Here is an 18,128-nt window from a genome sequence, read left to right on the forward strand (position 1 = left end):
AGCGGCGATCGCCGGGCTCGCGGCGAACGCGGGCGGGCCGGCCAGCGCGGCGGTGGTCGTGAGCGCGGCGGCGGTGCGGGCCATGAGTGACGGGGTGCCGGCAGCGGCGCCGGCCGTGCCGTCGTCGGGCGTGGTCGAAGCCTGCATGCCGAGTTTTTCCTTGAGCCAGCCGAGCGCCGAACTGCCCAGGCCGCTGATCGTTTCCTTCAGTGCGGCGAAGCGGCTCTTGATGCCGTCGACGAGCCCGGACACCAGGCCGGCGCCGATTTCCTGGAAGCGCGTGCCGAGGTCGCCGAACCAGTCGCCGATGCCGCCGAGCGTGGTCTTCACCCACTCGACAGTGGCGTCCCATTTCGCGGTGATCCAGTCACCGGCTGCGCCGAACGCTTCCTTGATGGTTTCCCACAGCGCGAGGAACTTCGGGCCGAGCGTGTCCCAGTTCTGCCAGACGTAGATGGCGGCCCCCGCGATCAGGGTGATCACGGCCATCAGCGGATTCGCCAGCGCCAGCCGGCCGAGCACCATGAATGCCTGCCCGACGAGCCTGAACGCGCCGACGATCGACGTCGCGAAGCGGAGCACGTTCACCGATCCGAGCACGTTGCCGAAAACGCTCGCCAGCGTGCCGACGACGGTGAGTGCGCCGCCCAGCCCTGCGAAAACCGTGGCGAGGATGCGGGTCGCCGTGCCGTGTTCGCGCACGAACTTCACGATCTTCTCGAGCACGGTGGCCGTGACGTCCAGCGCCGCGTTGTACATCGGCGTGATCTTCTCGCCGATCTCGAGCTTCAGGTCGCGCAACTGCGCGAGGACGATGAGTTCGCGGCCCGCGGTCGAATCCGCGGCTTTCGCCCGCATGCCGGTGACGCCGTCGGCGGCGGCGCTCTGCCGCTCGGTGTCGTGGATCTGCTCGCGCTGGTCGTACATCGTCGTGAGCAGGTTCCCCGCGGCCTTGTCGGGAAACAGTTTCGCCAGCTCGGCCTTCACCTTGTCGGGGCTCGTGATGCCCTTGGCGGCGAGCTTCGGCAGCAGCACCTTTTCGAGCCATTCGAACGGAGACGCCTGCAGCATGTCGCTGCCCGCCAGCGCACCCGGCTTGAGCCCGCCGATCGCACCGTTCTTCCGGTGCGTGAGCCCTTTGGGATCGACGAGGCCGAGCGCCGCCAGCCGTTGCGCGGCGAGCGGGGTCGCCTTGCCCTCAAGCGCGCTGCCGGACAGTGCGGCCAGGCCTGCGCCGGCCGACTTGCCGCCCAGCTTCTCGATGAGCGGCTGCATCTGGTAGTAGAACGCGTCCGTGCGCAACTTCTTCGCCGCGTTGCCACCCGATTCGGCGAAGTTGTTCCACTCGTCGCCGCTGACCTTGCCGCCGGTCGCCGTCTGCATCTTCTGCACGATGTTCGCTTCGGCGCCGAACGCCGCTTCGCTCTTCGTGCCGCCGCGCAGGTCGATCACCTTCAGCATGCTCATGAACTTGTCGACGTTCGCCTTCGCGTCGTCCTTGCCGTACAGCGCCTCGTTCGCGAATTTCATCGACGACAGCAGCGGCAGCGCGACCCGCGCATGCTGTTCGTCGCCGCCGAGCTCGGTCAGCGATTCGCGCATCAGCGCCAGGTTGTCGATGGTCGACAGGCCCTGGGTACGCTGTGCACGCGCGAACGTCACGGCGTCGGCCGATGCGCCTTGCGCACGCATGCGCAGCGTCTCGCTTTCGGCCTGCTTCGCGGTGTCGAGCGGATCGGACAGCATGCCGAGCATGTTCTTGCCGACGCCCTTGACCGCGTCGCCGCGCTTCGCCCACTTCTCGCCGACGCCGCGCAGTGCGTCGATCTTCGCGCGCCGGGCGTCGGCGCGCTGGCGGCGCGCGTCGTCGAACGCGTCCGTGTCGGCCGTCATCTTCGACCTGCGTCGCGCGCTGTTCGTGGCCAGCGCGAATTCGTGCTGGTCGAGATGGCGCGTGTCGATACCCGCACCGACGAGCTGGGTGCGCAGTTCGCGAATGCGTGAGACCTGCCTGCCTTGCGTGGCCGTCAGGTCGGAGACCGAGCGCTGCACCCGGGCGAAGTCGTCGATCATCTGGCGCGACGGCGGACCGGAGGCGCGCAGCGCGATGCGCAGCTCCCCGACACGCAGCTTGGCCGTCTTGAGCTCGGACGCGGTTTTCGCCACGCCGCCGCGCAAGTCGCGAAACTCGCCGATGCGCTTCTGCATCTTCGCCATGTCATCCAGCTCGCGGCGGGTGGCCCGCAGCGAATCGGCCAGCCCCTGGTTGCCGGTCAGCATCATTTGCAGGGGCTTCGTCATGTTGTCGACCATGTCGAACATGACGCGCAGTTTCGTGGTGTTGTCCATCGTCGATCGTTTCGCTCATTGGGCGCCGGCGCGTACTCGTGCGCGCTCGCGCCAGTCCATCAGCTCGGCCAGGCTGAAGGCATCCATCACGGGCGGTGTCCAGCCGAACACCGTCGCGATGTCTGCCATCGGGTCTTCTACGCGGTCTGGGAGGCCAGTCGGGATTTCACGGCCTTCGGCATCAAAAAACCGGCGAAGATGCCTCCCAGCTGCACGAGGTCGGCGGGGTCGATACCGGCGACGTCGGCTTCGGTCAGCATCGGCGAGCTGATGCGCGGCAGTACTTTCGACAGCGCGACGACGTCGAGGCTGACGAGGTCGGACAGCGAAACGCCGCGCAGCTCGCCCGATTTCGGCTTGCGCAGCGTGATCGACGTGATCGTCTGGTTGCCGCGCACGAGCGGCGTGTCGAGCGTGTGGGTGGCCGGATCGTCCTGGTCGGGCGCGGCGATCGCGGCGGCGGACGCATCGGCCTGCGAGTCGTTCGCGGCCGGGTCGGGTTGCATCGGATTCATGGTGGTCCTGTCGGTGATCTGTCGGGGGGAAGTGCGGAGGGCAGGCCCGGCCGGCGTAACCGGCCGGGCGGCGGATTACAGGCCGATCGCGTTGCGCAGCGCTGCGAACAGGTCGTTGCCGTTGACCTTCTCGACCATGTTGACGAAGTCGATCTCGATCACGTCCTGGCCGTTCACGGACAGCTTGTAGTAGCTGGCGACGGTCGTGACCTTGAACGCGGTGTCTTCCTTCGACTTCGCGGTGCCCGGGTCGATTTCGCTGTGGCGGCCGCGGATGACGATCTCGATCGCGTCGACGTTGGTCGAATCCTCGGACTGGTAGCCGCCGGCGAAGCGCAGCAGCACGCCGTCGTGCTTCGTGATCGCGTATTGCCCGAGCACGGAGCGCATGAAGCCGCCGCAGGTCCATTCGAGCTGGATCCCTTCCTGCCCGAAGTCGACCTTGATCGGGCCGCTCATGCCGCCGCCCTGGTAGTCCTCCATCTTGCGCGTGAGCTTCGGCAGCGTGACTTCGACAACCTGGCCGACGAAGTTCTCGCCGTTCTGGAACAGGTTGAATCCCTTGAGTTTGCGAGGCATACCCATCGTGTTTGACTCCTGGTGAGGCCGGTCGTTACGCGCTGACGCGCGCGGCGAAATCGGCGAGGTAACGGTCGGTGATGCGCTGGCGCAGCATCAGGTTTTCGAGCGGCGGAACCGGCGTGTATTCGTAGTCGAGATACGCCTTGCCGGACTTCAGCACGTCGGTCGTGTTCGGCTCCGGGTCGTACCAGGCCGAGCCGCCGATCAGGTAGCCCTGCGAGATCCATTCGCGGAACTTGGCGTTGATCGTTTCGATGATGTCGCGCGGCAGCGACGGGTTGAGCGGGCCGTCGATGATGGCCATCTGCGCTTCGGCGATCGAATCGGCGATGACCTGCGCGGTGCGCGTGTAGTTCTCGAACGCGAACAGCGGATCGTCCGAGCACGTGCGCGAACCCCAGAAGCGGAAGCCGTTGCGGTTCACGAGCGTCGTCACGTCCTGCTCGTTGAGGAAGCCCGCGTCCGTCGCCGGATCCTGCAGGTCCCACGACACGTCGGCGCTGATGCCGGTGACGCCGTTCACGCCGACGTTCGACAGCGTCTTGTGCCAGCCCGTGTCGTTGTCGATCTTCGCGCGCAGGCCGGCCGCATACGCGGTGGCCGGCACGACGATCGTCTTGTTGGTCGTGTCGTCCCATGCGAGGAAATCCGGCCAGACGACCATCAGTTCGCGCTGGCTGAACTGCTTGCGATAGGTGACGGCTTCTTCCTTCGTCTTGCAGCCGTTGGCCGACACGTACGCGAATGCGCGCAGCGACTGCGCGATCGACGCGAGCGCCGCGGCGACGGGTTGCGTGTCGAGGCCCGGCGTCGCGAGGATGCGCGGCTTCACGCCGAAGCGTGCCTGCGCGCCGAGCAGCGCCTTCATGCCGGTGTACTTGCCGTCGGCGGTGACGGTGCCGATCACGTTGGTCGCCGTCTCGGCGGCGTCCTTGCCTTCGGCGACGCGCACGACGATCGTGACGGGCTTGGTCTGCCGGCCGATCGCATCGAGCGTGCGGCGCAGCGTGCCTTTGGTGCCGGCCTTGCCGAGCGCGGCAACGACGTTGGTCAGAAGGACGGGCGTGTCGAGCGGGAATGCGGTGGCATCGGCGTCGGACGCGGTGCAGACGATGCCGACGACGGCCGTCGACACGGTGCGGATCGGGCGCGAGCCCTCGTTGATTTCGATGACGCGTACGCCGTGGTGGTAATCCTGCGGCATGGTGTGTGGCTCCTGTGTGTGCAGATCAGATGAAAGAGAACGGGAGAAATCCCGTGCGGATCAGGCCGCGGGGTCCGCGACCGGAGCTGCAGGTGCGCTGGGTTCGTTGGGCTGGGGTTGGGGGGCCGGCTGGGGCTCCGGCTCGGGCGTCGGCTTCGATTCCGGCAGCGGTTCCGGCTGTGGCTCCGGTTTCGGTTCCGGTTCCGGTTCCGGCTGCGGAGGCGGAGGCGGAGGCGGTACGTACGGCGCCGGCGTAGTCGGCCACGTCACCGAATCGGGGAACGTGTCGGCCTGGATGACCGAAACGAGTGCCATCTGGTAGGCCGACCAGGCCTTGAAGTAGTAGATGCCTTCGTCATCGAGCAGGCCCGCGGCGTAGGCATCGGCCTTGCCGGCGTTGGCCTTGCGCGCGGCTTCGAGTCGTCGCTCGAATTCGGCCATCGCGGCGTCGCGCTTTTCGCGCTCGAGCAGCGCGGCCGGAATCGCCCACGCGCCGTTGATCCACGCGTGGCGCGGCGACGGTTGCGCTTGGGTCGTCAGGCCGAGTTCGTCGGGCGTCTTGCCGGCGGTCGCGATTTCGACGGCTTCGCCCGTGTCGGTGCGATAGCAGAGACGGCCGCGGAAGTCCGGCAACAGCGTCCACGCGCTGTCGCGGTAGAACGGCCAGGACGTCGGCGTGCGCGCCGGCGGCATGTCGAACGTCGCCCATGACGGCACGAGCCAGCGTTCGGGGTTGCGCGGATCGGCGTCGGGCTGGCCGCTGCTCAGGTATTCGCCGGTCGACTGGTTGTAGTGGTGGATCAGCATGTTTCGGGGTCCAGGTTAATAAGCGCGGATCAACGCGAGCAGCGCGACGTTGCGCGAACGCGATTCGTTGGCGCCGTCGAGATTGACGGTGATGGCGTGGCTGTGATTGCCGGCGGCGCCGATGCCGACGTTGTGGCCGTGCGTGCCGGCGCCTTCGGTGTTGAATTCGTGGCCGTGGTCGCCGACACCGACGATGTCCTGGGAGTCGCCGGGACCGACTGCTTGTTCCGACCCGCTGCCCGCCTGATCGGAACCGGTCAATGAGCCGCCGTAGGGCGGACGCAGCAGACGGCTGAATGCGCCATTGTTGTGGTTGTGTCCGCCCGCTCCGCCGGTCCAGCCATGGTGACCGTGCCAGCCCTGTGCATCGGTCCAAGCGGAGTGCGCGTGGTCGCCGACTGCGGCCGCGCTCGCGCCGTGGCCGTGCGAGCGGTTCGCGCTGTCCTGCCACGAGCCGAGGATGCGATTGGCGTCGATGCCGCGGGCGTCGTCCCAGCACCGGATGAATTCGCCGCGCAGCTCCGGCAGGCGGAACGTCGTCGAGCCGTCACCGGACGAGAAGCTGGCCCAGAGGCCCTGCGGCCATTCGTCTTCCGTCACAAGCGCACCGCTGGCCTGCGCGTAGGCCCACAGCGCGGGGTAGTCGGCGCGCTTGACGAGCGCACCGTTCGCCTTCAGGAAGCCGGCGCGCACCGACGTGCGCGGCTCGAAGATGATCTGGCCGACAGACGTCGTCGACAGCGCGGCCAGCACCCATTCGGTCGTGGCGAGTGCGGTCGATCGGTCGCCTGCCGCGGGCGTGGGACCTCGCACGGGTGTCTGGAAGACGGTGCCGCCGGGCGTGAACGTCACCTGTGCGGTCGCGTTGCAGGTGACGCCGAACGATCCGTCGTTGATGTGGTACAGGCCGGTGTCCGGCGCGCCGTCGTTGATGAACGTGAGGGACGGTACTTGCGCGCTGCCTTCGGACAGGAACAGCCGCTTGCCCGCGTCGAACTGGAGATCGCCCGACAGCGTGCCGCCCGTCGCGCGATCGAGCGGCGTGAGGTTGCCGGCGTGCCACACCCGCTTGCCGTTTACGCGGAAGGTGCGGTCTTCCATGAAGTACTGGAACGAGTCGTTGTTTCTCCACCAGCCGACCGTCTGGGCATTTGCATAAAAGTAGCCGTCGGTGGGGCCGACCCTGATGCGTCCTTCGTCCGTAGTTTTTCCGACTACGAGATCGCCGCCAATGTTCGTCGAGGCTCCGTTGCCATTGATGAGGACGTTCCCGCTGATGAGCGACCAGGAGAACGGGCGGAAATCATTCCACTGGCCATCCGGATCCCCCTTGTCGGTCGACAGCAGGTAGACATCCTTGCCGTCATTGCGCAGGAAGGCACCGTAGCCGTTGGAGATCGCACGGAAATGGGAACCCGTGGCGTCCATTTCACGCGCGGTCAATCCACCCGCGAACGTGGCGCTCCCGCCGACCTGGATCGCGTTCCTGCCGTCGTCGCCGATGTCGCCGACGGTCAGTCGCTTCGCGACCGAAAACGTCTGGTTGCCGCGGCTGACGCGGAACGCGGGGAACTGCGTGACACCGTCGTCAGCGAACGCGTTCATGCCGAAGTCGTTGCCGTTGTTCCCGCCGGTTGCCGCGCCATCGCGCTTGAACATCGACCAACGGAACTTGCCGCCGTCAGCAAAGAACAGTGTCGAGAAGTTGCCGGCGCCGCCGTCGATCGTTGAATTCTTCGAATTGCTCGTGCCTTCGACAGCGATATCGCCGCCGACACGCAGGCGTGAATTCCCGTCGTCATTCTTGACGTCACCCACCAGCACGCGGCCGCCGTAGCCGACGCGCAATGCGCGCGCCTGGTTCGCGTCGGACTGGTTGTCGTTACCGGTACGGTTCAGCCACAGGTCGACGTACTCGCGTCCCCACGCGCCGTTGTCGAAGCCGGAGCGGATCGTGGCGATCAGGCGCGTCCCGGTATCGGCGTTGTTGCCGCCGAACGTGCCATGCAGGCGCAACCGGCTTTCGCGGCCGGTCTTGCCCGACGGGGGGCGAATCGACACGTGCGCGGTGTCCGGACCCGCATCGAACTCGGTGACGACCGGGCCCGTGAACTTCGCGCCGGTCAACGCCGCGTATCGCGCCGCGGCCGTCTTCGGCGTGACGGCACGTGTGTCGTCGCTGCCCGTATCGACTTCCGCCTGCGTCGCCAGCTCGACCACGCCTTGCCGGTCGGTGGTCGCCGGCGGATTGAGGAACGACGCGTCGCCGAACACGAGTTGCGTCGCGTCGAGCGCCGTGAACTGCATGTCGGACGACAGCAGCAGCAACGCGGCCGGCGACTTCTCCATGATCGGCGTCGTCTGGCCATACGCGGCCAGCAGCACGCCGTTCTCGAGGTAGAGGCCGAACCCGTACAGCGAGTACTGGTCCGTCGAGTCGTCCTTGAGCGTCGTATGAATCGTGTCCGGCGCGACGTTGGCGCCGCCGAAGGACTTGATCCGCTTCAGCTCGTTCGGCAGCTTCGTGAGCCCCTTGTCGGCGACGAACGGCGCGTTCGCCAGGCCGATTTCCACGACCTGGTGGGCATTCGTGCCGCCGTTGCCGGCGGCGACGAGCGCGGCACGGCCGGCGTCGGTGATGATGATCTGGGTTGCCATGTGCGATCAGTAGTCGGTGAGGTTCAGGCGGCGATAGGCCGCCACGCGCGCGGCGGCGCCGACCGGTTGTCGGCCCCGCATCTCGAAGCCCTGCGTGAACGTGTAGTGCGCCCGTACCGGCTTGGTCCGGTCGATCTCCGCGAGGATGTCGGCGACGTATTCGGCGGTCGGCGGCTTGCCTTCCTGGCCGCTGACGGTCATCACGAGGTCGAACGTGCCGGGCCGGCCCGGCGGGCGCTGCTCGAACCATTCGCGCAGGACGATGTTTCCGCCGAACGCCGCGACGACTTCGCGCACCGCGGCGGCGGTGCCCTTGCGGCGGGCGATCGGAATCGCCTGGCTGACCCGGGCGCGCTTCACGTACTCGGGCCAGTAGTCCTTCCACGCATCGACGCCGAGGTGCCATGCGAGCCACGGCAGCAGGTCGGACCGGATCGCGTCCGGATTCATCAGCGTCGCGAGCGGCGTCGGCACGTCGTTGATACGCGCGTTCGTCGCCGCGAACCGGCGCTCGAGCCGCGTCGCGTTCGGCGGGAGGACGTCATTCATTGCTGTACACCCCGCCGTCGATCAGCTCGATCCCGGTGCAGTACGGCGCCTGCTGCTTCGTCGCCGGCAGGCCGGCGAGCGGGCTTTCGAGGATCACCTTCTGCACGCCGGCCGCGCGGGCGGCCGCATAGATCCCGTCGAGCGTGACTTCCATGCCGAGGCGGTGCATGGATTCGGTGTATTTCTTCATCGCGCGGTTGGCTTCCGCGAGCGCCACCGCGCGATCCGGGCCGGCAAAGAACACGAGCCGCGCGCGCACCTGGTAGCGCAGGATTTCCGCGCCGCGCACCGTGACCTTGTCGGTGAGCGGCCGCACGTCGTCGGCCTGCAGCGCGGCCGCCACCGCGGCGATCAGCGCCGGATCCGCCGTGCCGTCGCCATCGCGCGCCAGCACCGAGACGAGGACTTCGCACGGGGCCGGGCTGACCGCCGACGCGTCGAGCACGCGGCCGTCCGCGTTGCGTGCGTGCGAGACATACGCGCCTTCGGGGCCGGCGACGGACAGGCTCTGCGGCGCGAGCTGCGTGCGGGCGCGCAGGTCGGTATCGCTTTCCATGACCGCCGCGATGTTGTGTTCCGGATCGGCGGGCGTGATCGTCAGGCGCCGGATGCCGAACAGCGCCGCGAGATGATCGAGGTTCGTGCCGACCGCGTAGGCGAGCATCACGGCGCGCGCGGCGTCGTTCACGCGCTGCCGCAGCACGATCTCGCGGTACGCGTTTTCCTGCAGCAGCTTCACGATCGGCTCCGATTCGAGCGCGAGCGTCGCGGCGATCTCGGCCTGTTCGTCGGCCGGGTAGAGCGACACGAACCGTGCCTTGCGCGCGGCAAGCAGGGTTTCGTAGTCGATCGTCTCGACGACGTCGGGTGACGGCAGCTGCGAGAGGTCGATCGGCGTCACGCTCATGCCGGGCTCCCGTTCGTCATCGGCACGCGCGTCGACACGGCCGTGCCGTTCTCGCCGGTCCAGCCTTCGATGTCGAGATAGACCGACCCGGCCGCCGCATTCGCGTCGTCCGAGGCGAGCACGACGCGGGTGAGCGTCAGGCGCGGTTCCCAGCGCATCAGCGCCGTCGCGACGGCCGCGTACAGCCGGGTGCGCACTGTGCCGTTGCCGGGTGCGTCGATCAGGTCGGGCAGCTCGGAGCCGAACGTGCGGCGTTTCACGCACGACGCGAGCGGCGTCGTCACGATCCTGCCGATCGACTGGTAGAAGTGGTCCAGGCCCGAGATCGAGCGGCCGGTGTTCGCGTTCATGCCTTTCATTGCGGTGCGCTCACGAGTTGTCCATCGCCCTGTTCGCGATGCGTGTGATGCGGGAGGCTGATGCCCTGGGATTTCACTTCGCGGGTGAAGGTGGCCGCGCCGTCGATCTGCATCGTGGCGCCGCCGCCGGCACCGCCGGTGCCGGTCATGCCGGCTTCGAATGCGAACGGGCCCTTGACCGTCATCGCGCCGGTGCAGGTCGTCTGCGGCGCGTCGAACGTGATGCTGTCGGCCTTCACGGTGGCGTCGCGGGTCTGCACCACGACCGATCCCGGCGCGACGACGCGCACGGTCGCGCCGGCGGGCAGCTCGGCCGTGAGCGCATGCGCGGCGTGGTCGTACGTGATGCTTGCGCCGTCGGGGTACACGCGTGCGTGGGTGTCCGGGCTCGAGGCGGGTGCCGGCGCGGCATTCGAATAGACGCCGCGCAGCGCGACACCCTGCGCCGGATCGCCCATCGGGCAGAGCAGCACGACCTGTTCGCCCGGCGTCGGCGGCAGCCAGTCGCGCGTGCCGCCGGCGGTGCCGGCGACCCACGGAATCCAGTTGGTCTGCAGGCCGTTGCCGTCGGAGTCGGCGTCGCCGACCGAGACGCGGCACAACGCGGCCGCATGGTCGACCGCGAGGATCGTTCCCTTGCGCACCGCGTTGCGTGCCTGCCGTTGAATTTCATTTGCGTCCATGCAGCCATGGTGACGGCCGGGCGACCGGGGCGCGAGCGACGGCCTGTGTCGTCGCAACGAGGACAGCGCGCGCCGGATGCCGGCGCGAAGGCGCGCGTCGAGAATCGCATCACCGGTCAGCGTGAGGATGGCGTCGTGCGCCCGGGTGATCTCGTCGCGAGGCTGGAATGCGTGAGTGGATCGACGCCGGGAGGGAGGGCGACAGGGCCGAGGGGCGACGGATTGCGTGGCGGTGAATCGCATCACCGGTCAGCGTGAGGATGGCGTCGTGCGCCCGGGCGATCTCGTCGCGAGGCTGGAATGCGTGAGTGGATCGACGCCGGGAGGGAGGGCGACAGGGCGGAGGCGCGACGGATTGCGTGGCGGTGAAATGCAGACGGATATCGTGCTGCGGGGAGCCGATATGGTGAGCGTATGGAAGTGTCGCCACGGGCGACGCCGTCGACGCAGCGAGCATCGTCGACATCGGTCGATTCGAAGGCAATGCACGAGCAGGCGATCAGCGTTGCGATCGCGACATACGGATTCACCACGGCAGGTGAGAGGAGGTGGGCGAAACGAAATGTCCGGCTGCGATGCGCCGCCGTTGCAGCGGCGAATGAATGCGGCGGAACACTGGGCACGCACGGTGCACGGTATTCGCTCGACCGCACGCGGCGCCGATGCCGTATGCAGGAAGACGGGCCACCGCCGGCTGGGCTGACCTGATGTATGAACGCAGCAGAAAACCGCGCGGCGCGCGGCGTCCTCTTGACCGCACGCGGCGCCGTTGCCGCGTGCCGGAAGACGGGCCGCCGCCCGCCAGGCTTACCGGATCTGCGGCAGCGCGACCCAGGTCAGCGTGTCGGCCGGATCGACCTGCGTGTCGTCGACGTGGGTGATCACGTGCCGGCCGTCGGGCCCGGTGACGACATTGACGCTTTCCGTCAGCGCCAGCCGGATCGACAGGTCGGCCGCGGCCTGGTCGCGAATGCCGACCTCGAAGGCGATGCCGCTCGCGCGCGCGGCGGGGTTCGTCACGAGATCCGGCTGGTTCTTGCGGACCCATTCGACGAGCGCGACGAACACGGGATCCGTGTCGCCGGAGAAATTCGTCGCGAGCACGTGGGCCGTGTACCGGTATTCGAACGACGGCGTCAGCGTGCCGGTCGTCGCGATCGATCCTTGCTCGACGAGCACGGTCAGCGCGCCCGGCTCGGTCCCCAGTGACGGGATTGCGGCGACGAGCGCCCGCCGCAGGCTGTCAGGCTTAATCATGCGGATGCGCTCCGTGATCGGGGGCGGGCGTGCCGGCCTGGCACGTCGCGATCATGTCGACTTGCGCCGCGCAGGTCGCCCAGGCCGCCTTCGCGAGCGTGAGCGCGGCATCGAGTTCACCGTTGGTGCGGGGCGCGAGCATCGGCAGCGTGCAGGGGCTCACCGCCTGGCACGTATTCGACGTAAGCGTCGGCGCCGGTGAGAGCGGGATTGGCTTGCAGGCGGACAACATCGTCAGGCAGACGAGTGTCAGCCCAGGCGCGAAGCGCGGCGTTTTCATCGGTCAATCTCCGGTTTTCAAGTCGAGTGGCGTCGAGCTTCGATGCGATCGCGGCCTGCGAACGGTCGAGCCGGGCCTGCTGTCGTGCGCGCTCGGCCGTGTCCTGGCGCAGGCGCGCGATGACGTCGTCGCGCCCGGCAAGCGCCTGTCGTGCATCGACGAGTTGCTGCCGGGTGGCGCCGAGGTCGGCGCGCAACGCATGCAGGTACAGCGCCGCGGCGGTGCACGCGGCAAGCGCGACGATGCAGGCGGCGAATTTCGCGGCGAGCCCGTTCATGCGGCGGACGGGGCGCCGGGCGGTGCGGATCCGCCCGGGGTCGGCGCGACCGACTGCGATGCATAGCGGTCATAGGCGCGCGCGAGCTTCACGTCGTAGAGGTTCGCCGCGTAGTCGGGGCCGTTGTACGCGCTTGCGAATGCGGCCCACTGGCGGGTGCCGAGCGCGCGGCGCAGCGCGTTGTCGGCCGCGATGTAACGGACGAAGGCGTCGAGGTGCGCCGCTTCGCCTCGTTCCATGCACGCGACGAATTCGTCGATGCCGGCATAGCCGAGGCGTTCCCAGTGATAGCCCATCACCTGGAACGCGCCCCAGCTCGCGGATTCCCATGCGGCGCCGGCATCGATCGACTCGGCCGTCGCGAGGCGCGTGTATTCCGCGGCGCCGCCGCGATAGCCGCCGCGCGTGCGCGACACGATGTCCGGCTGTCGCGCCGCGAACGGCGCGGGATCGATGCCGCGTGCCTGCAGCCGCTTCCAGAACACATGGCGTTCGAACAGGATCACGGGCCGGCCGTCGGGCAGGAACCCGGCGCCGCGCGATTCGACTTCGTTGACTGCGCGAATGCACGCGAGCGGCACGTCGAGCGTGCGGGCGGCGCGTTCGAGATCGGCGAGCGCGAGGTGTGCCGGATCGCGCTGGCCGGTGGCCAGCGCGGCGCAGGTCTTCGGGCCGGCGATGCCGTCGTCGACGAGGCCGGTCTTCCGTTGCAGCGCGATCACGGCGGCTTCGGTCGCCGCGTCATAGACGTGCGTGACCGGCACCGGATAGCCGGCGCGGACCAGCCGGCGTTGCAGCAGGCCGACGTCGTCGCCGTGGTCGCCGAGGCGGCGGGTCTTCATGATTCATTCACTCCTGAGCAGGCGAGCGACGTTGCCGCGCGTACCGCAGACGGACATCGCCAGCAGCACCGCGGTGGCCGCTTCGAAGAAGCCGACGGAGCCGGCATGCAGCAGCAATTCGATCGATGCGCCGCCGGCAACCGCCACGACGACCCACGCGAACCAGGACGCGCGATGCCGGTGCCGCGCGCCGTTGCGCCGGTAGGTGAGCACGCGCACGAGCACGGCGACGTGGGCGCAGAGCGCGATCAGCACGAGCGGGAGCGGCATGTCATCCCCCCTTGCGGAACAGCGCGAGCAGGTCCAGCGTCTTGACCCGTTCGATGAGCTGCAGCGTGACGGCGATGACGAGCGCGGCCGCGAAGAACGCGGCGACGCCCGTCGAATGGATCGGGGTGGCGCCGACGATTTCGGGTGCGGCGAGATAGCCCATCACGAGCGAGATCAGCAGGTAGGCGGCGCGCCGTGCGACGCCGATCTCCTTCGACGTGACGACCACGAGCGCGGCGCCGGTGAACGCGCCGATCAGCGCGTTGCCGTCGATGCCGGGCGCGAGCCCGGCGACGCCGATCGCGGCGGACAGCATCGCGGCGGTGGTGAGGTTCGGTTCGGCCATGCAGGCGATTCCAGGGTCAGTCAAACAGTTGCAGCAACGGCCGTGCGCGCGTGGCGGTGTCGAGCGGCGGCAAATGGACGGGCGTGTCGGCCGGCAGCACGACGCCGAGGCTGGCGAGCCCGGTGTTGGCTTCGAGCACGGTTTCGACGGTGCCGTCCGTGCGGCCGTAATGGCGCCAGCACAGCGCGTCGACGGTGTCGCCCTGCAAGGTGCGCACGATCATGGCCGGGGCTCCCGATGCGTGACGGCGACGCAGTCGCCGGCCGGCGCGTGGTGGAGGCATGTCGATGTCGTGCTGCTTGCCATGGCGAAGTCCCGGGCGGTGAGGCAGTGAAGATGGTTCCCATGGTCGAGCTTCGCCGGGCGGGCTTCAACGACATGCATGCGTGGCCTGCGCGGAGACGCAGCGCGGCGCGTGTCGCGACGGGCGTCGGGCCTTACGCTTTCCGGGCAGGTGCTCGATGGGCAGGTGAGGGCAGGAGCGGGCGCGGCGTGTGCCGTGCAGCCGGATTGCAGCTGGCGTGGGCCGGGGCGGCCTTGGTTGACCTTGTGCAACCTTGGTTTTGCGCCGTGCGACGCGTGCCGGGCCTTGCCGGGCAAGGGCAGGGGGAACGTAGGTAAAACTCCGAAGGCAGGGGTTGCTGGTTCGATCCCAGCCGGGCGCGCGTCGAAACATGCCCGTTCGGGCACCCGGCGGTGTCGCCGTCTCGTCGCTCTTCCGTTTGCAGTAATATCCCGGCCGGGCGGCGGTTGCCGGCGCGGCGGGTTTCGATCGCGTGCGCCGGACGGCGACCGACTCCCCCGGACGCCGGCGTCCCGGCATCCGACCCGGCGCAACCATTCGCCGGTCCGGTTCGACGTGCTCGAAGCCCGTCTGAAGGCGCCGATTGAAAATGTCGATCGAAACGAGAAATGGCCGCACCGCCTCGCGGGCGGCGATCACCGCATGAGCAAATCACTCCCCGTTCAGTTCATCAACGGGCCGGACGGTACGCCGGCCTTCGTCGTGATTCCGTACGCCGACTATGTCGCGCAGCAGCCGGTCGCGCCCGATCCGGTTCCGCATGAAGTCGTGACGCGCGCCGTGTTCGACGGCAGTTCGCCCGCGCGCGCGTGGCGCGAGTATCTCGGGCTGACGCGGGCCGAGGTTGCGCAGCGGATCGGCATCAGTCGCTCGGACTACGCGAAACGCGAGAAGCGCGAGAAGCTGCGCAAGTCGGTGCGCAGGAAGATCGCAGCGGCGCTCGGCATCACGCTGGCGCAGCTCGATTTCTGACGCGCGGGCCGGCGAACGCGTCGGCCGCCTGGGCAGCCGGCGTGCCGGAGTCGTGTTGCCTCGCCGTTGTGCGAGAATCGCCCGCAACGACAACTCCAAGCGTCGATCGCGGCGGCCGTCCGTGCATCGCGCCGACTCCCGATGGCTGCCCTTCCGTCTACCTCGACCGCAGTCGATGCCCGCGCGCTGACCGATGCGCAGCAGGCGCTGCTCGCGCGTCTGCACGCCTATTCCCCCGACGACCCGAACGCGCCGCTGCCATACAGCCGCCGCCTTGCCGAAGCCGAAGGCTGGTCGCATGCGCACGCATGGGCGGTAATCGACGAATACAAGCGCTTCGCGTTTCTCGCCCAGGCGGCCGGACACCCGGTCACGCCGTCGGTCGCGGTCGATGCCGCGTGGCATTTCCACCTGCAATACACGCTCGAATACTGGGACGTCTTCTGCGCCAGCGTGCTGCGCGCGCGGCTGCATCACATGCCCGGCACGGGCGCGCCGGACGAGGCCGCCGTGTACGCGCAGCGTTACCGCGACACGCTGGACAGCTATCGCCGGCTGTTTGGCTGCGAGCCGCCCGAGTCGATCTGGCCGCCGCCCCCGGGCCGGCGTGACGCGTCTGGATCGTTGCAGCCGGAACCGTCGGCCGTGAGCGGGGCGGGGCGCGCGGATTCGCCGGCTACCGCGCCGGCCGGCAGGACCTGGCGCGACCGGCTGCCGAAACTCGCATGGCCGGCCGCCGCCGCGAGCGTCGCCGCGACCTGCGCATCGGCGCAGGACTTCAACGTGCTGAACTACGCGGGGCCGCAGTTCCTCGCGTTCTACGTGCCGGCGTGCGTGGTCGCGTTGTTGCTGATCGTCGTGCTGCAGGCGATCGAGTTCCGGCGCCGCCGCTGGGGCGCGCACACGCGCAAGGCGTCGGACGACCTGAGCACCGACGAAGTCGCCTATCTCACCGGCGGCGAAGCGCGGGTCGCCCAGGTCGTGACGATGTCGCTCGCGCATGCGGGCGCGGTCGACCTGTGGACGGTGCCGGGGCAGGGCGGCTACGTGCAGATCGCCGACCTCGACCGCGCGGGCCGGCATGACGACCACTGCGCGTGGCTCAAGGAGCAGCCGTCCGGCACCGTGCGCTACGACGTGTTTCGCGAGCGGCTCGCCGGGTATGCGCAGGAGGTCGTCGACGGGATGCGCGCGCAAGGCTGGCTCTGGGCGTCCGGCGAGATGCGCGCGTCGCGCATGGCCGCACGTGCGATCGTGCTGATCGTGCTGGGCACCGGTGCCGCGAAACTCGCGGTCGGGCTGAGCCGAGGGCGGCCCGTGCTGCTGCTCGCCGTCTGCATGGTGGTGTTCGCGGTCGCGTACCGGCTCGTCGCGCGGCGGCTGACCGGCTTCGGGCGCGGCGGGGCGACGGCTGCCGGGCGGGCCGCGCTGCTCGCGCGCCGGACTTCGCACGATCCGCGGGCCGCGCGAAACCCGCAACCCACGCCCGATACGCAGGCAGCGCGACAGGCACAGGACCGCGAACGCAGCGAGCCGGATCCGTTGCTGTGGACTGCGGCGCTGTTCGGCACGGCCGCGCTGGCCGGCACCGCATGGTCGGTGTATTCGCAAACCGTGCAGACCGCGTCGCGGTTCTCGACACTCGCCGCCGCGAAGGCGGGCACCGGCAGTTCGTTCGATGCGTCGGACAGCAGTTGCTCGTCGTCGAGCTGCAGTTCGTCGAGTTCGTGCAGCTCCAGCTCGTGCAGTTCGAGCAGCTGCGGCGGGTGTTCGTCGAGTAACTGAACGCGTGGCGTGGCGCAGGGGAGGAGGAGGCGCACGCCGTTCGAGAAGACTGGGACAACACATCGCCACTGTGGTCGCCTCGCGTGACGTAGCGGGCTAACCGGGTCGACGCGACGATTCTGCCGATGCCTGAGCGTCCCGATGGAAAATCGGGCGCGCACTCTCGACCGCCGGATGATTCGCGCACCAGCCATCGGCCCCGACGGCCAATCCACGCCGATACGCGGCGCATCCAGGCGGCGGCCGCGGGGCCGCGCGAGCCCCCATCGCAGGAACAGAAGCCACAACGCCGCTCTTCTCCGTGGTCGGTTGCCGGCGCCGGCTTCCTATACTGCATCGTCCATGCTCGCGGCCCATGCGCCGCGATGTTTCCCACCGCCGTATCGAGCGGCCCGGCATCGAGCCGCCACGCCGGCACACTTGTGACCGCGAATGAACGTTACGACCTCCGACGATTGTATTGGCGTGCTGTCCGACCATCCGTGGGCGAAGCATTTCATCGTGCTGGGCTACCGGGACGGGGCCTTTTCGACGATCCCGAACAATTTCTTCCGCGACTGGCTCGATGAAGAAGCGCAGGTCGGTACCTTTTATATCGGTCGTTGCTCCGGGCTGGGTGTGGGCTCGATCGTGAAGTATGACCAGGGCCATCAGAAGCTGGTGATCGGCAAGAACGTGGCCGGTGGAATGCGCCTGCGATTCCTGCTGAACGGTCAGCACGAGATGCGCACGATTTCGACGAGCATGTTCAGCCTCTACGGTAACGGCCTCACCAATGCGCCGATGCCGCAATACGCGGATACCGTGATCCACAACGATGTCTGGATCGGCGACGAAGCGCTGTTTCTGGGCGGTAGCCAGATCGCGAATGGATGCGTGATCGGCGCGCGGGCGGTTATTCCGCCCGATTTCCGTACCGAGGCGTACGGCATCTATGCTGGATCGCCGGCCCGCCTGATTCGCTTCCGCTTCACGGAGAAAGTGCGCGAACGATTGCTGCAGCTCGCGTGGTGGGACATGCCGCTCGCCTGGATCAAGCAGAACAACGACGCATTTCTGGTCGATCTCACCGCCGATGAAGGGCGCTCGCTCGAGACACTCGCGGCGCTCCAGGAAGCCAAGGACCGTGCCGTCAGCCAGTCCGGCAAACCGGCCGCCGTACCGACCGTCTGATCGACCGTT

Annotated in this window: 21 protein-coding genes; 3 read left to right on the forward strand and 18 right to left on the reverse strand. The window is 68.5% G+C overall.

Annotated elements, in window-relative coordinates; translation table 11 throughout:
- The 18 genes from BDI24065_RS37690 to BDI24065_RS37770 all read right to left on the reverse strand — a co-directional run.
- Nucleotides 1-2,349, reverse strand: a 2,349-nt coding sequence (locus tag BDI24065_RS37690; protein ID WP_175035468.1) for a hypothetical protein, incomplete at its 3' end; no start/stop codon positions are given.
- Between the two features lie 15 nt (nucleotides 2,350-2,364).
- On the reverse strand, nucleotides 2,365-2,478 hold the full coding sequence (locus tag BDI24065_RS37695) for a GpE family phage tail protein (protein WP_006484104.1): 114 nt from the start codon (nucleotides 2,476-2,478) through the stop codon (nucleotides 2,365-2,367).
- Between the two features lie 8 nt (nucleotides 2,479-2,486).
- On the reverse strand, nucleotides 2,487-2,855 hold the full coding sequence (locus BDI24065_RS37700; RefSeq protein WP_175035499.1) for a phage tail assembly protein: 369 nt from the start codon (nucleotides 2,853-2,855) through the stop codon (nucleotides 2,487-2,489).
- 84 nt (nucleotides 2,856-2,939) lie between these two features.
- A complete protein-coding gene (locus BDI24065_RS37705) occupies nucleotides 2,940-3,449 on the reverse strand; it encodes a phage major tail tube protein (protein ID WP_175035469.1) in 510 nt (169 codons plus the stop codon).
- Nucleotides 3,450-3,477: 28 nt separating this feature from the next.
- Nucleotides 3,478-4,650 (reverse strand): phage tail sheath protein, encoded by a 1,173-nt coding sequence (locus BDI24065_RS37710; protein ID WP_175035470.1) that lies wholly within the window; start codon nucleotides 4,648-4,650, stop codon nucleotides 3,478-3,480.
- Between the two features lie 60 nt (nucleotides 4,651-4,710).
- On the reverse strand, nucleotides 4,711-5,457 hold the full coding sequence (locus BDI24065_RS37715; RefSeq protein ID WP_175035471.1) for a tail fiber assembly protein: 747 nt from the start codon (nucleotides 5,455-5,457) through the stop codon (nucleotides 4,711-4,713).
- A 15-nt stretch (nucleotides 5,458-5,472) separates the two neighbouring features.
- Nucleotides 5,473-8,115: a phage tail protein gene (locus BDI24065_RS37720; RefSeq protein ID WP_175035472.1), complete on the reverse strand. Its 2,643-nt coding sequence runs from the start codon at nucleotides 8,113-8,115 to the stop codon at nucleotides 5,473-5,475.
- 6 nt (nucleotides 8,116-8,121) lie between these two features.
- Entirely contained in the window at nucleotides 8,122-8,664 is a 543-nt protein-coding gene (locus tag BDI24065_RS37725; protein WP_175035473.1) for a phage tail protein I, read from the reverse strand.
- Complete coding sequence (locus BDI24065_RS37730) at nucleotides 8,657-9,571, reverse strand: baseplate J/gp47 family protein (RefSeq protein ID WP_175035474.1); 915 nt, start codon at nucleotides 9,569-9,571, stop codon at nucleotides 8,657-8,659. Before BDI24065_RS37730 ends, BDI24065_RS37725 begins: the two co-directional genes overlap by 8 nt.
- Nucleotides 9,568-9,930: a GPW/gp25 family protein gene (locus BDI24065_RS37735; protein ID WP_089493868.1), complete on the reverse strand. Its 363-nt coding sequence runs from the start codon at nucleotides 9,928-9,930 to the stop codon at nucleotides 9,568-9,570. Before BDI24065_RS37735 ends, BDI24065_RS37730 begins: the two co-directional genes overlap by 4 nt.
- A complete protein-coding gene (locus BDI24065_RS37740) occupies nucleotides 9,927-10,613 on the reverse strand; it encodes a phage baseplate assembly protein V (protein WP_175035475.1) in 687 nt (228 codons plus the stop codon). Before BDI24065_RS37740 ends, BDI24065_RS37735 begins: the two co-directional genes overlap by 4 nt.
- 807 nt (nucleotides 10,614-11,420) lie before the next feature.
- Nucleotides 11,421-11,870: a phage tail protein gene (locus BDI24065_RS37745; RefSeq protein ID WP_175035476.1), complete on the reverse strand. Its 450-nt coding sequence runs from the start codon at nucleotides 11,868-11,870 to the stop codon at nucleotides 11,421-11,423.
- The gene (gene lysC / locus BDI24065_RS37750) at nucleotides 11,863-12,102 is read right to left on the reverse strand and encodes an Rz1-like lysis system protein LysC (protein WP_254609943.1); all 240 of its coding nucleotides are present in this window, start codon (nucleotides 12,100-12,102) and stop codon (nucleotides 11,863-11,865) included. Before lysC ends, BDI24065_RS37745 begins: the two co-directional genes overlap by 8 nt.
- Nucleotides 11,987-12,427: an Rz-like lysis system protein LysB gene (gene lysB / locus BDI24065_RS41255; RefSeq protein ID WP_175035478.1), complete on the reverse strand. Its 441-nt coding sequence runs from the start codon at nucleotides 12,425-12,427 to the stop codon at nucleotides 11,987-11,989. The genes lysC and lysB overlap by 116 nt, the downstream gene beginning before the upstream one ends.
- On the reverse strand, nucleotides 12,424-13,269 hold the full coding sequence (locus BDI24065_RS37755; RefSeq protein WP_175035479.1) for an N-acetylmuramidase domain-containing protein: 846 nt from the start codon (nucleotides 13,267-13,269) through the stop codon (nucleotides 12,424-12,426). Before BDI24065_RS37755 ends, lysB begins: the two co-directional genes overlap by 4 nt.
- Nucleotides 13,270-13,272: 3 nt before the next feature.
- Nucleotides 13,273-13,539 carry a phage holin family protein gene (locus tag BDI24065_RS37760; protein WP_174916722.1) on the reverse strand — a complete coding sequence of 89 codons (267 nt, stop codon included), beginning with the start codon at nucleotides 13,537-13,539 and terminating at the stop codon, nucleotides 13,273-13,275.
- Nucleotide 13,540: 1 nt separating this feature from the next.
- Nucleotides 13,541-13,885 (reverse strand): putative holin, encoded by a 345-nt coding sequence (locus BDI24065_RS37765; protein ID WP_069246837.1) that lies wholly within the window; start codon nucleotides 13,883-13,885, stop codon nucleotides 13,541-13,543.
- Nucleotides 13,886-13,901: 16 nt separating this feature from the next.
- Nucleotides 13,902-14,108: a tail protein X gene (locus tag BDI24065_RS37770; protein WP_174916720.1), complete on the reverse strand. Its 207-nt coding sequence runs from the start codon at nucleotides 14,106-14,108 to the stop codon at nucleotides 13,902-13,904.
- 723 nt (nucleotides 14,109-14,831) lie between these two features.
- Here BDI24065_RS37770 and BDI24065_RS37775 point away from each other — a divergent pair.
- From BDI24065_RS37775 to BDI24065_RS37785, 3 genes are all read left to right on the forward strand, one after another.
- Nucleotides 14,832-15,161: a helix-turn-helix domain-containing protein gene (locus BDI24065_RS37775; RefSeq protein ID WP_175035480.1), complete on the forward strand. Its 330-nt coding sequence runs from the start codon at nucleotides 14,832-14,834 to the stop codon at nucleotides 15,159-15,161.
- A 141-nt stretch (nucleotides 15,162-15,302) separates the two neighbouring features.
- Nucleotides 15,303-16,946, forward strand: a complete 1,644-nt coding sequence (locus tag BDI24065_RS37780) for a TIGR04222 domain-containing membrane protein (protein ID WP_175035481.1) — start codon at nucleotides 15,303-15,305, stop codon at nucleotides 16,944-16,946.
- Between the two features lie 432 nt (nucleotides 16,947-17,378).
- Nucleotides 17,379-18,119 carry an acetyltransferase gene (locus BDI24065_RS37785; RefSeq protein WP_175035482.1) on the forward strand — a complete coding sequence of 247 codons (741 nt, stop codon included), beginning with the start codon at nucleotides 17,379-17,381 and terminating at the stop codon, nucleotides 18,117-18,119.
- Nucleotides 18,120-18,128: the final 9 nt, after the last annotated feature.

This window comes from Burkholderia lata (assembly GCF_902499025.1).
GTDB lineage: Bacteria > Pseudomonadota > Gammaproteobacteria > Burkholderiales > Burkholderiaceae > Burkholderia > Burkholderia lata_C.

Coding starts and splice junctions, on each gene's coding strand:
- BDI24065_RS37755 (WP_175035479.1), bottom strand. CDS start 13,269: ATGAAGACCCGCCGCCTCGGCGACCACGGCGACGACGTCGGCCTGCTG.
- BDI24065_RS37730 (WP_175035474.1), bottom strand. CDS start 9,571: ATGAGCGTGACGCCGATCGACCTCTCGCAGCTGCCGTCACCCGACGTC.
- BDI24065_RS37720 (WP_175035472.1), bottom strand. CDS start 8,115: ATGGCAACCCAGATCATCATCACCGACGCCGGCCGTGCCGCGCTCGTC.
- BDI24065_RS37725 (WP_175035473.1), bottom strand. CDS start 8,664: ATGAATGACGTCCTCCCGCCGAACGCGACGCGGCTCGAGCGCCGGTTC.
- lysC (WP_254609943.1), bottom strand. CDS start 12,102: ATGTTGTCCGCCTGCAAGCCAATCCCGCTCTCACCGGCGCCGACGCTT.
- BDI24065_RS37780 (WP_175035481.1), top strand. CDS start 15,303: ATGGCTGCCCTTCCGTCTACCTCGACCGCAGTCGATGCCCGCGCGCTG.
- BDI24065_RS37765 (WP_069246837.1), bottom strand. CDS start 13,885: ATGGCCGAACCGAACCTCACCACCGCCGCGATGCTGTCCGCCGCGATC.
- BDI24065_RS37775 (WP_175035480.1), top strand. CDS start 14,832: ATGAGCAAATCACTCCCCGTTCAGTTCATCAACGGGCCGGACGGTACG.
- BDI24065_RS37715 (WP_175035471.1), bottom strand. CDS start 5,457: ATGCTGATCCACCACTACAACCAGTCGACCGGCGAATACCTGAGCAGC.
- BDI24065_RS37745 (WP_175035476.1), bottom strand. CDS start 11,870: ATGATTAAGCCTGACAGCCTGCGGCGGGCGCTCGTCGCCGCAATCCCG.
- BDI24065_RS37740 (WP_175035475.1), bottom strand. CDS start 10,613: ATGGACGCAAATGAAATTCAACGGCAGGCACGCAACGCGGTGCGCAAG.
- BDI24065_RS37785 (WP_175035482.1), top strand. CDS start 17,379: ATGAACGTTACGACCTCCGACGATTGTATTGGCGTGCTGTCCGACCAT.
- BDI24065_RS37770 (WP_174916720.1), bottom strand. CDS start 14,108: ATGATCGTGCGCACCTTGCAGGGCGACACCGTCGACGCGCTGTGCTGG.
- BDI24065_RS37705 (WP_175035469.1), bottom strand. CDS start 3,449: ATGGGTATGCCTCGCAAACTCAAGGGATTCAACCTGTTCCAGAACGGC.
- BDI24065_RS37700 (WP_175035499.1), bottom strand. CDS start 2,855: ATGCAACCCGACCCGGCCGCGAACGACTCGCAGGCCGATGCGTCCGCC.
- BDI24065_RS37695 (WP_006484104.1), bottom strand. CDS start 2,478: ATGGCAGACATCGCGACGGTGTTCGGCTGGACACCGCCCGTGATGGAT.
- BDI24065_RS37735 (WP_089493868.1), bottom strand. CDS start 9,930: ATGAAAGGCATGAACGCGAACACCGGCCGCTCGATCTCGGGCCTGGAC.
- BDI24065_RS37760 (WP_174916722.1), bottom strand. CDS start 13,539: ATGCCGCTCCCGCTCGTGCTGATCGCGCTCTGCGCCCACGTCGCCGTG.
- BDI24065_RS37710 (WP_175035470.1), bottom strand. CDS start 4,650: ATGCCGCAGGATTACCACCACGGCGTACGCGTCATCGAAATCAACGAG.
- lysB (WP_175035478.1), bottom strand. CDS start 12,427: ATGAACGGGCTCGCCGCGAAATTCGCCGCCTGCATCGTCGCGCTTGCC.